Annotated in this window: 6 protein-coding genes; all 6 read left to right on the top strand. The window is 73.6% G+C overall.

The window, feature by feature from the left end:
* The first annotated feature begins 163 nt into the window (after positions 1-163).
* Complete coding sequence (locus tag IE134_RS01665) at positions 164-3151, top strand: serine/threonine kinase C-terminal domain-containing protein (RefSeq protein WP_189429428.1); 2988 nt, start codon at positions 164-166, stop codon at positions 3149-3151.
* A 144-nt stretch (positions 3152-3295) separates the two neighbouring features.
* Entirely contained in the window at positions 3296-5002 is a 1707-nt protein-coding gene (locus tag IE134_RS01660) for a serine/threonine-protein kinase (protein WP_189429426.1), read from the top strand.
* Positions 5003-5117: 115 nt separating this feature from the next.
* Positions 5118-6767 (top strand): serine/threonine-protein kinase, encoded by a 1650-nt coding sequence (locus IE134_RS01655; RefSeq protein WP_189429424.1) that lies wholly within the window; start codon positions 5118-5120, stop codon positions 6765-6767.
* 173 nt (positions 6768-6940) lie between these two features.
* Positions 6941-8557: a succinic semialdehyde dehydrogenase gene (locus IE134_RS01650; RefSeq protein ID WP_098020004.1), complete on the top strand. Its 1617-nt coding sequence runs from the start codon at positions 6941-6943 to the stop codon at positions 8555-8557.
* A 48-nt stretch (positions 8558-8605) separates the two neighbouring features.
* Entirely contained in the window at positions 8606-10486 is a 1881-nt protein-coding gene (locus IE134_RS01645; RefSeq protein ID WP_030709057.1) for a GMC oxidoreductase, read from the top strand.
* 101 nt (positions 10487-10587) lie between these two features.
* On the top strand, positions 10588-12327 hold the full coding sequence (locus IE134_RS01640; protein ID WP_098895257.1) for a peptidase: 1740 nt from the start codon (positions 10588-10590) through the stop codon (positions 12325-12327).
* Positions 12328-12662: the final 335 nt, after the last annotated feature.

Here is a 12662-nt window from a genome sequence, read left to right as displayed (position 1 = left end):
GGGTTGGCACGACCCGGCCCGTCGGCCCGCGTTGCCACGTATCGTAAGAGGCCGGAGACCGTACGCAGCCGGAACGGCGGGTCAATTGCCCGTCGGACGACCGTAACTGACGGACTCGTGCAGCTCTGATGGCCGGGGGAACAGCGCGCTCTGGGGAGGCGTCGTGGACGACTACGCGGGTCGGGTGCTTGCCGACCGCTACCGCCTTCCGCTGCCCCCGTCCGACGGGTACGAACTGGCCGAGACCCGGGCGTTCGACACCTACAGCGGCCAGGAAGTCCTGGTCCGCCAGGTGCCGTTGCCGGAGATCGTGGACGCTGAGGTGCTCGACGCCGACGGGCGGCCCCCGATGTCCGGGCGGTCCGGCGGGCGGGCGGTCCGCCGCAGTACGGACCCCGCGGTCCGACGGGCGATCGAGGCCGCGCAGGCCGCCGCCCAGGTGCCCGACCACCCCCGCCTCGACCAGGTCTTCGACGTCTTCGCCGAAGCGGATTCGCTCTGGATAGTCAGCGAGCTCGTCGCGGCCCGGCCGCTCGCCGCGCTCCTCGCCGAGCGCCCCCTCACCCCCTACCGGGCCGCCGAGATCGGCTCCGACGTGCTCACCGCCCTGCGGGTGCTGCACGCCCACGGCTGGACCCACCGCAACATCACCGTGCGCACGGTCCTGGTCTGCGACGACGGCCGCGTCATGCTCACCGGCCTCGCGGCGGGCGCCGCCGAGGAGGCCCTCTGCGGGTACGCCCCCGAACCGCTGCCCGACGCCGATCCGGTGGCCGGTCCGGCGGCGTCCGGTCCGACGACGTACGGCATCCCGGCCCCCGATCCCGCCCCGCCGAGGGAGCTCGGCGGCGGCGCCTATGCGCTCCCGGCGGCCAGGAGCGACGCGGATGTCCAGGAGTACGCCGACGTTCAGGATCACGCGAACGAGTACGCCGATTACGGCAGCCGCGAGGGCCGGGAGCTGCCCGTTCCGCCGCTGCCGCAGGGGTACGCGCCGCGCCGGGACGACGACGGTTACGCCCCGTACGACCTGCCGCCGGGCCGCGAGGCCGACCCCGTCCCGGAGCAGCGGGCCGACGGGCAGGAGATCGTTCCGCGACCCGCCGCCCCCGCCGTTCCCTACACCGCCGTACCGCCTCCCGCCGAGCCGGGCGCCGCGAGCGCCGCCCAGTTGCGGGCCGCCCGGGCCGGGGCGATCGCCGCGTACCGTGCGGGCGCGCGGGCCGCCGCCCGGGTCACCGAGGACCGCCAGCAGGCCGACCGCGCCCCGGCCGACCTCACGAAGCCGCAGGACGGACGCGAAGCGGCCCCGGACGCCGGAACCGCAGGTACCGCCGAAGCCGCCGGTGACGCCACGGACCCAGGTACCCCCGGCGCTTCCGGAACCCCCGGTTCCGGCACCGGAGCCCCCGGCACCCCCGTCGCCCCCCGGCTGACCGCCCCCTGGGGCACCCCCGGCGAAGACCCCTACGACGACGAGGACGACGAGGACGACGAAGAGGGCCCCCGGCCGCCGGGCCGCCGCGTCCATCTCGCCGGGACCTGGGACGACGGGCCCGGCGCCGGGCGGTCCGTCCCCGCTGGCGGATCGGGCGCGGACGCCCTGCGCGCCGACTCCCGGCGGCCGGGCGTATCCGGCGTACCGGGCTCCGCCGCGAGGGAGCCGGCCCGCACCGCGCCGCTCCCGGCCGCGCGGACCACCACCCGGGCCTGGGAGGACGCCGTCGCGGGCGGCGGTGAACCGGCCGTCTACCGCGGTCCCGCCACCCCGCTCGCCGCCGAACGCGCCCGCCAGGCACGGATCGCCGTCGTCGGAGCCGTCACCGAGCGCTGGGCCCCCGAGCAGGCGGGCCCGGTCCACGAGAACTGGCAGCTCGCGCCGCCGATCGGCCCCTCCACCGACCTGTGGGCGCTCGGTGCGCTGCTCTACCGCGCCGTCCAGGGCCACGCCCCCTACCCCGAGGAGAACGCCGCCGAGCTCGTCCAGATGGTGTGCGGCGAGCCGCCCGCCTTCGCGGAGGAGTGCGGTCCGCTGCGGCCCGTCGTCGAGTCGCTGCTGCGCCAGGACCCCACCGAGCGGCCGGACTTCGAGGAGCTGCGCGGCTGGCTGCGCTCGCTGGTGCGCTCCGCGCCGGAGCCCGAGGCGGGCACGGACGTCGTACCGCTGCCCGCGCCCGACGCCACCCGGCTCCCCGTCGTACGCCGCCGGGGTGAGCTGGTCCGGCGGCGCCGGGGCCGGCTCGGTGGCGCCGGGGCCGGCAGGCACCGGCAGGGGAAGCGTCAGCAGCCGCCGAAGCAGCGCGGCAAGCAGCACGACCGCCATGAGTCGCTGCTGCCGCCCGACCGTTCCGTGCGCAGGCCCGTGGAGACCTGGGAGGACGAGCGCCCGGCCCGCGCGCCGCGTGCCCCCAAGGGCCCCCGGGTGCTGCGGGAACCCCCGCGCCGGGGCGAGGGATCCCCGCGCAAACTGGGCCGGCTGCTGCTCGTCCTGATCCTCCTGCTGATGGCCGCCGCCATCGCGTACGCCGTGATGTTCATGCCGAAGACGGACCCGGGCCAGGACAACGGGGCGCCCGCGCCCACCGGTTCCGCCGCCCCGCCCGCCGCTTCCTCAGAGCCCGAGCCCTCCGGTTCGGCGGACGGATCCGGCGAGCCCGGCTCCCAGCAGCCGCAGACCAGCCGGTCCGCCGCCGCCCTCGCCCCCGGCTACACGCTCCGCGAGGACGCGGAGGGCTTCGAGGTCGGCGTACCGAAGGACTGGCAGCGCAGCCCCGCCAACGCGGACCGTCAGATCCGTTACGGGAGCGACGGGTTCACCCTGCTCGTGGTGCCCGGCCGGGACACCGTGAAGTCGGGCGGCAGCGATCCGCTGGACTACCAGCGGGACAAGGAGCCCGAACTCCAGCCGTTCCGGGACTCCAGCTGGTCCTCCTCGTCCGGACTCCGCCGGGTCGACGTCGGCCGGCAGGCCATGGCCGAGGGGCAGTTCACCTGGCAGGAGAGCGGAGGGCGCGAGGTGTTCGTCCGTAACCTCGCCATGATCGTCGACGGCCGGTACCACGTCATCCAGGTCATCGGCCCCGAGAGCGACCGGGACAGGGTCACCGAGATCTACGAGCAGGCCATCGCCTCGTACCGGGTCGCCGGCTGACCCCACGTCATCGGCACCGGCTCACCGCGGGCGTTGTGCGGTGCCGACAACCATCACAGTGCGGTCTCGTGGGCGATCCCCCGTATCCCCGCCGCGCCCCGCCTCCGTAATCTGGCCATCCGAGGAACGGGGCGGGGACTTCACGTGGATCGATCACAGGGCACGGACGCGGGACTGGTGCTGGCGGGGCGCTACCGGCTGGGCGACGTCCTCGGCCGGGGCGGCATGGGCAAGGTCTGGCGCGCCCACGACGAGGTGCTGCACCGCACGGTCGCCGTCAAGGAGTTGACCGCCGGGCTGTACGTCGCCGAGGCCGACCGGCTCGTCCTGCACGCCCGGACGCAGAAGGAGGCCCGGGCGGCGGCGCGCATCACGCATCCCGGCGTCGTCACCGTCCACGACGTGATCGAGTACGACAACCGCCCCTGGATCGTCATGCAGTACGTCGACGGGCCCTCGCTCGCCGACCAGGCGAAGGAGAGCGGCGAGGTCGCCCCGCGCGAGGCGGCCCGGATCGGGCTGCACGTGCTGAGCGCCCTGCGCGCCGCCCACGGCGCCGGGGTCCTCCACCGGGACGTCAAGCCCGGCAACGTCCTGCTGGCCCGCGACGGGCAGGTGCTCCTGACCGACTTCGGGATCGCCGCGATCGAGGGCGACTCCACCATCACCCGCACTGGCGAACTGGTCGGCTCCATCGACTACCTGGCCCCCGAACGGGTACGCGGCGGCGACCCGGGACCCGCCTCCGACCTCTGGTCGCTGGGGGCGACGCTGTACACGGCGGTCGAGGGGACCTCCCCGTTCCGCCGTACGTCCCCGATCTCCACCATGCAGGCCGTCGTCACCGAGGAGCCGCCCGCCCCGGTCAACGCCGGTCCGCTCGGGGCCGTCATCACCGCGCTGCTCCGCAAGGACCCGGCCGAGCGGCCCACGGCCGCGCAGACCGAGCAGATGCTGCTGGACGCCATGGAGGGCCGCGAACCCCGGGCCGCCCAGGCGCATGTGCCGACCCAGCGCTTCCCCGAGGAGTCCCGCTACGGCTACGGGGACGGCAGCGGCTCCGGCACTCCGGCCGGTCCGCCCCGCTCCGACGGCGCCACCGCCCGGCTGCCCGGAGCGACCATCCCCTCCGCCTCGACCGCCTCGGACCGTCCCGCCCCGGACCCCGGGCCCGCCTCCGCCCCGGTGACCCGGCGCGCCCGATCCCGGTGGCGCACGGTGCTCGTCGTGGTCGTCGCCGCGGCCGTCCTCGGCGGCGCGGCCGGACTGATCGCGATGAAGTACGGGGAGGGCTCGGGCACCCCGCCCGGCGCGAGCGGCGGTACGGCCGCCGGAAGCACGCCGTCCGCGCCCGGGACCACCCCGGAGCCCACCATCCCCGCATCGGAGGTACCCGACGGCTGGCACCGGGTCGACGACCCGGCCGGCTTCAGCCTCGTCGTGCCCAAGGGCTGGGAGCGCCAGGTGAACGAGGGCCAGATCGACTACACCCCGGACGACGGGGCCCACCGGATACGCATCAGCGTCGACCCCGACCCGGACTTCGACCATCCGTATCTGCACATGGAGAACATGGAGGAGCAGCTCTCCACGCGGCTGCCGGGCTACCAGCGGATCGGGATGGAGAAGAACACCTTCCGCGACCGGCCGGGAGCCCTCTGGGAGTTCACCTGGAACGAGACCAAGGATCACGCGGGACCCCGGCACGGGATCGACCAGATGTACTACGGCGGTCCCGGCGGCCCCGAGTACGCGCTATATCTGACCGCCCCGCAGGAGGGCTGGGAGGCCAGCCGGGAGAAGTTCGACATCATGCTCCGCAGCTGGCGCGCCCCGCAGCCGCAGCAGTGAGGACGGGCGTCCCGACAGGCCCGTGCCCCGCGCGGGTTGCTGTACGGTCACGGCTCCGTACCCGGTGACCTACCCCGGTGGTGCCGCGCCCCGGACGTGAACCAGGATGGTGCGCATGACAGATCACGGGGGACGGGCCGACGAGCCCACCAGCTACGGACTCCAGCCACCGCACGCTCCGGGCGGCTTCGGCGCACCGCACCCCGCGCCCCCGGCGCACATCCCCTCCCCGGCCCCTCCGGCGACCGCGCCGGACCAGGCGGCGAACCGGCTGATCGGCGGGCGCTACCGGCTGATCGCGCGGCTCGGGCACGGCGGGATGGGCACGGTGTGGCGGGCCCGTGACGAGGTCGTCGACCGCGAGGTGGCCGTCAAGGAGCCGCGCGTACCGGACCATCTCGGCGAGCGTGAACACACCACCGTGCACCAGCGCATGCAGCGCGAGGCACGGGCCGCCGCACGGATCGACCACCCCTCCGTCGTCACCGTCCACGACGTGGTGATCGAGGACGGCAAGCCGTGGATCGTCATGGAGCTGGTGCGCGGCCCGTCGCTCGGCGACCGCCTCCAGGAAGGCACCCTCGACCCGCGCGAGGCGGCCAGGATCGGCCTCGCGGTCCTCGACGCGCTCAACGCCGCCCACGCGATCGGCATCCTGCACCGGGACGTCAAGCCGGACAACGTCATGCTCGGCACCGGCGACCGGGTCGTCCTCACGGACTTCGGGATCGCGCAGATCGAGGGCGAGCAGCGGCTCACCGAGACCGGCGCGTTCATCGGCTCACCGGAGTACATCGCGCCGGAGCGGGTCCTCGGACAGCGCCCCGGACCGGAGTCGGACCTGTGGTCGCTGGGCGTCGTGCTGTACGCGGCGGTCGAGGGGATGTCCCCGTACCGCCGTTCGCACACCCCGGCCACCCTCCAGGCCGTGCTGTCCGCCGAACCGCAGACGCCCGCCCGGGGCACCGGCGCGTTCGGCACGCTCGTCATGCAGTTGCTCCGCAAGGACCCCGCCGCGCGCCCGCCGGCCGCCGAGGTCCGCCGGACGCTCCAGCAACTGGCCGTTCCGGCCCCGGCCCCGGCGACCTCCCCGTACGGCGCGTTCGCCACGGGCAGCGGCGGCGGCAGCAAGTGGGTGCCGCCGGTGCTGCACCGCAACCGGGCCGCCCAGTTCGCCCTCGGCGGCGGGGCGCTGGCGGTGGTGGTCGCGCTCGTGCTGGTGCTGCTGAACCCGTTCGCGGGCGACGGACCGCCGGAGAACTGGCAGATCCGGCCCGAGAACGAGGTCCTGTCGGCGGACGTGGCGGTGCCCGAGGAGTACAAGCGGGTCCAGGACGACGACGGCGAACTGGTCTGGTACGCCGACCCCAGCGGTGTCTTCGAGATCGACTTCTGGCACCGCGCCCCGAAGAGCGACGCCGACTCCATGGACGACAACCCGGGCGCCGACCCGGAGGCCCGCAAGGCGTACTACGAGAAGGGCGGGACGAGCGGCACCCAGATGGAGGAGGCCTCCGTCACGTACAAGGACACCACCCACCAGGGGCGCAAGGCGATCGAGATGACCACCGAGTACATCCCCTACGCCTCGTCCGACGACGATCCGGTGCGCCTGCGCTTCCGGGAGCTGCTGATCCCCGGCGAGAAGAAGAGCGACCCCTACTGGCATGTGCGGGTGAGGACGCCCGCGAAGGGGGAGGCGGCGAAGGACGGGGATGCGATCTTCGCCGAGGTGACCGAGGGGCTGAAAATTCACGCTTCCTGAGGGTCGCGGGCCGACCGCCGTCGGTCGGTCGGCCGCAACGCCACTGATCAGCGGTTATGTCGCCAGCGATCACTGGCTCGTTCGAGGGTGGTGCCGCACAGGGGTGGCGGGTCCTGTGAAAAACTGTTACCGACGGGTACCCAAAGGCTCCGGCTGGACATACTCTCGGCCCCATGACGGACTCGCAGGCCCCTGACGCCCCTCTCGGTACGAACCCCGTGGCGGTCGCCCCCGCCGGGGTGCGCACGGCCGCCGACGTGGTCACCCCCGAGGTGATCGCCCAGCTGATCCGCGGGGTCGTCGGGTCGGGCCGAACGGCCAACCACACCCCCTTCACCGGGGAGAAGCTGGCCGACCTGCCCGAGTCCACCCCCGAGGACGTGGCCACCGCCTTCGACCGGGCCCGCGCCGCCCAGCCCGTCTGGGCCGCCGTCCCCGTACGGCAGCGGGCCGCCGTCCTGCTGCGCTTCCACGACCTCGTCCTGAGCCGCCAGTCCGAGGTCCTCGACCTCATCCAGCTGGAGACCGGCAAGGCCCGGCTGCACGCCCACGAGGAGGTGCAGGCCGTCGCCGTCGCCGCCCGCCACTACGGGCGCAAGGCCGCCTCCTACCTCAAGCCCCGCCGCCACACCGGCGTCGTCCCGACCCTCACCAAGGTCACCGAACTGCGCCAGCCGCGCGGCGTCGTCGGCCAGATCGCCCCCTGGAACTACCCGCTCGAACTCTCCGTGGGCGACGCGCTGCCCGCGTTCGTCTCCGGCAACGCCGTCGTGATGAAGCCCGACACCGAGACCGCGCTCACCGCCCTGTGGGCCCGCGACCTGCTGATCGAGGCCGGACTGCCCGCCGAGGTCTTCCAGGTCGTCCTCGGCGAGGGCCCGGTCGTCGGCCCCGAGGTCGTCAGCCGGGCCGACTACGTCTCCTTCACCGGCTCCACCCGCACCGGCCGCGAGGTCGCCGTCGGCGCCGCCTCCCGCCTGGTCGGCGTCTCGCTGGAGCTCGGCGGCAAGAACGCGATGCTCGTCCTCAAGGACGCCGACGTCGAGAAGGCCGCCGCCGGAGCCGTCCGCGCCTGCTTCTCCTCCGCCGGACAGCTCTGCATCTCCATCGAGCGGCTGTACGTCCACGAGTCGATCGCCGACGACTTCGTACAGCGCTTCGCCACCCGGACGAAGGCCATGCGGCTCGGCAGTTCCCTCGCGTACGGGGCCGACATGGGCTCCCTCGTCGGCGAACGCCAGCTGGAGACCGTCGCGCGCCATGTCGAGGAGGCCGTCGAGAAGGGCGCGACCCTCGTCGCCGGCGGCGTCGCCCGCCCCGACATCGGCCCGCTGTTCTACGAGCCGACCATCCTCGACGGTGTGGAGGCCCCCATGGCCGTCTGCGGCGAGGAGACGTTCGGGCCGGTCGTCGCGATCTACCGCTTCAGCGACGAGGACGAGGTGATCGCGCTGGCCAACGCCACCCCGTACGGTCTCAACTCCAGCGTCTGGACCACCGACTCCAAGCGCGGTCACGAGGTCGCCGCCCGGCTGCGCACCGGCACCGTCAACATCAACGAGGGGTACGCCCCCGCCTACGGCAGCGTCCAGTCCCCGATGGGCGGCATGAAGGACTCCGGCCTCGGCCGGCGGCACGGCTCCGAGGGCATCCTCAAGTACACCGAGGCCCAGACCGTGGCCCAGCAGCGGCTGATCCCGCTCGCGCCCGCCTTCGGGATGGACGACGAGAAGTACGCCGCGTTCATGACGAGCAGCCTCAAGGTGATGAAGGCGTTCCGGCTGCGCTGAGCCACCGCAGCACGCCCCTTTCGTACCGATTCCGTTCCGAGGAGTGCCATGTCCCAGGACAGCCCTGCCCAGAAACAGGCCGTGAGCCATGTCCCGGCCGAGGACGACGCCGCGTACGACTACGACGTCCTGGTCGTCGGCTCGGGCTTCGGGGGCGCGGTGTCGGCGCTCCGCCTCTCCGAGAAGGGCTACCGCGTCGGTGTCCTGGAGGCGGGCCGCCGCTTCACCCCCGGCACGCTCCCCAAGACCTCCTGGGACCTGAAGAACTACCTCTGGGCCCCGGCCCTCGGCCTCTTCGGCCTCCAGCGCATCCACCTCCTCGGCAACGTCATGGTGCTCGCCGGGGCCGGAGTCGGCGGCGGGTCGCTCAACTACGCCAACACCCTGTACGTGCCGCCCGCCCCGTTCTTCGAGGACCGCCAGTGGGCCTCGATCACCGACTGGCAGGACGAGCTGAAGCCGTACTACGACCAGGCGCGCCGGATGCTCGGGGTCCGCCTCAACCCGACCATGACCCCGTCCGACATCCACCTCAAGGCCGTCGCCCAGACCATGGGCGTCGGCGACACCTTCCACATGACCCCGGTCGGCGTCTTCTTCGGCGACGGCAAGGACGCCGACGGCACCGCGCGGGCCAAGCCCGGCGGCACCGTCCCCGACCCGTACTTCGGCGGCGCGGGCCCCGACCGCAAGGCCTGCACCGAGTGCGGCGAGTGCATGACGGGCTGCCGCCACGGGGCGAAGAACACCCTCAACGAGAACTACCTCTACCTGGCCGAGCAGGCCGGGGCGGTCATCCACCCGATGACCTCCGTCGTCGCCGTCACCGAGGACCCCGAGGGCGGCCACCGGGTCCTGACCGTCCCCACCGACCGCCGCCGCCGGGCGAAGCCCACGAAGCTGCGCGCCCGCAAGGTCGTCATCGCCGCCGGGACGTACGGCACCCAGACCCTCCTGCACACCATGAGGGACCGGGGGCTGCTGCCCCGGCTCTCCGCGAAGCTCGGCGAGCTGACCCGGACCAACTCCGAGGGTCTGGTGGGCGCCCAGACCAGCGACCGCCGCTACCGCAGGAAGCACGGCACCGCCAAGGCCGACTTCACCCGGGGCGTCGCGATCACCTCGTCGATCCACCCCGACGACAACACCCACATCGAGCCCGTCCGCTACGGCCGGGGCTCCAACGCCATGGGCGCGATGACGATCCTCCAGGTCCCCTACGGGGCCCACCGGGTGCGCGGCTGGATCGCCAACATGATCAAGCACCCCATGCTCGCCGCCCGTTCGCTCTCCAACCGCCGCTGGTCCGAGCGCACCATCATCGGCCTGGTGATGCAGTCGCTGGACAACTCCCTGACCACGTACCGCAAACCGGGCGGCGTCGGGAAGGGCCTGCTCACCGCCCGCCAGGGCCACGGCGCACCCAACCCGACGCAGATCCCGGAGGCGACTCTCGGTGCCACCCTGCTCGCCGAGGAGATCAACGGCTTCGCCGGGTCCAACGTCGGCGAGCTGATGGGCACGCCGCTCACCGCCCACTTCCTCGGCGGCTGCCCGATCGGCGCGAGCGCCGAGGAAGGCGTCATCGACCCGTACCACCGCCTCTACGGCCACCCCGGCATCAGCGTCGTCGACGGCTCCGCCGTCTCCGCCAACCTCGGCGTCAACCCGTCGCTGACCATCACCGCCCAGGCCGAGCGCGCGATGTCGCTCTGGCCCAACAAGGGCGAGGCGGACCCGCGCCCGGAGCAGGAAGCGGCCTACGAGCGGCTCGCCCCGGTCGCACCGCGCACGCCCGCCGTGCCCAAGGAGGCGTTCGGCGCGCTGAAGCTGCCGTTCCTGGGGATCCCCGTGGTGCCGCCGAAGGACACGGCGGAGGCCGGCGCGGACGTGAAGGGCGTCGGGAACACCCCCGTACCCAATCCGTGATCTTGGGGAGGGCAACTGTTCGGGGAACTGTGCGGTCCAACCCGTACCGCGTCACCTGCCACAGCAGCCCCACAGCTCCCGCCGACTCTCCGAGGTCCCCGATGACACGCTGTTCCCCGAGAACCGTGCTGCACCGCGCAGCCGGCTCGCTCGCCGCCGCAGGCCTGCTGGCCGCGGCCTCGCTCGCCGGGGCGGCCGCCCCGGCGCAGGCCGTGGACACGCCGGTGTTCACGTTCGGCGGCCCGGCCGAGACGGCCCTGCACCCGTACCCGGAGAGCGGTAAGCCGAAGTCCTCCAGGGTCGGGATCACCCTGGACAACCCGTCCGAGGACGAGGAGAACGGCGGCTTCGACGGCGACTTCACCCTCACCTTCGACCTCAGCGGCGTCGCGGGCGTCGCCGACGTGAAGATCGACGGTGAGGCGAGCCCGGACTGCGAGATCACCGGCACCAAGGCCGTCTGCGAGGACTGGGGCATCCGGCCCGGCTCCCAGTCGGCCGCCGACTTCGTCGTCACCGCCGCCGACGGCAGCGAGAACGGCGACACCGGCACGATCACGGTGACCGGCCGGGCGGACGGCGCCACCTTCACGCCGTTCACCACCCGGCTCACGGTCGGCGGCCCCGACCTGGTGATGGAGCGGCTGCCGTTCAGGACGGAGCTGACCCCGGGGGAGAAGCAGCAGGCCCCGATCACCTTCGCCAACCGCGGCACCCGGGACGCCGACGGCGTCCTGCTCACCCTGCGGTACTCGCGCGGCCTGGACATCCCGCAGCGGTACTCCAACTGCGAGTACAGCGTGGACGACCCGGACCTGCCCGACTTCGGCTGGACCACGGCGCTCTGCTCCGTCGAGGGAGCCTTCGAGGCGGGTGCGACGTACACGCTGGCGACCCCGCTGACGCTGGAGGCCACCGAGCGCGCCTACTACGACACCTTCCTCTACGGCATCCACGAGAACAGCGCCGCCCAGCGCACCGCCCTGCGTGCGGGCGCCCCCTCCGAGCGGGGCAGCGGCGGCGTGCTGAAGGCGGTCCCGGCGAAGAAGGGCGCCGCGGCGAGGAGCACGGACCTCACCCCGGGCGACAACCAGCAGGAGGCCGACTTCCGTACGGAGAACACGGCCGACTTCGTGGCGTACGGCGACGATGTGGCCGGACCCGAGGGCTCCACCGTCAAGGCCGACATCGGCTTCCGCAACGAGGGCCCGGCGTGGATCGGCCACATCCGCTCCGGCGAGGACGTCGCCACCGTCGACTTCACCGTCCCCCAGGGCGCGTCGGTCACGTCGAAGCCGGAGCGCTGCCGCGCGGTGACGGCCGACGGAAAGTACCGCGAGGACCAGAAGAGCCCCGCGCCGCGCTACTTCTGCAACACCTCGATGACCGTGCGGGACGGGGCGGGCCTCGACCTGCCCTTCGAGCTGCGGGTGGACAAGGCCATGGTCGGCGCGAGCGGCGCGGTGACCGTACGCGGCACCTTCCTGAAGAACCCGAAGCTGCCGTTCGACCCGGAGCCGGCCAACAACACGGCGTACCTGATCCTGAACGGTGAGGGCGACGGCTCCGACTCCGGCGGTGCGACGGAGGGCGGCGACGGCGGCTCCGGCGAGCCGTCCACCCCGCCGACCTCGGCCCCGGACCCGGAGGAGAGCCCGTCCGGCACCTCCGGCTCCAGCAGCTCCGGCGGCTCCTCGGCGGGCACGGCCGGAGGCTCCGGCGGCGGACTCGCCTCGACGGGCTCGGTCGCCCTGATCGCCTCGGGCACGGCGGCCGCGGCGCTGGCGGCGGGCCTGGTGCTGTTCACGGCGGCACGGCGACGGGCCGCGCGCCACAGCTGAGAAGCAGAGAGCGGCGGAGGAGGGAGCGGGCCTCCGCCAGGAGGCGTATCCGATGCGGCCGACCCGGGCGTCCCCGGGATCGGCCGCATATGGGGTGACCGGGCTGCTGTCCCCTGCGGACCGGTCACATACGCCGGGTCGTGGTCCCACGACGCACCTGCAGTACGTCACACTCCCCGGCGGAGCCACGCGTGGTTTCCTACCGATGCCGCCCCTGGTTGGCACGGACATCAGGACCAACGAAGGCACCGCGCTCCTGGTCACGCGCCGTACGGGTGAGACGGGCCCCGAACGCAGATACGGCCCGTGCGGCGCGGGCGGAGAACCGTTCCGTC

Source organism: Streptomyces rubiginosohelvolus (assembly GCF_014649875.1).
Taxonomy (GTDB): domain Bacteria; phylum Actinomycetota; class Actinomycetes; order Streptomycetales; family Streptomycetaceae; genus Streptomyces; species Streptomyces rubiginosohelvolus.
This window is presented reverse-complemented; position numbering and strand designations above follow the sequence as displayed.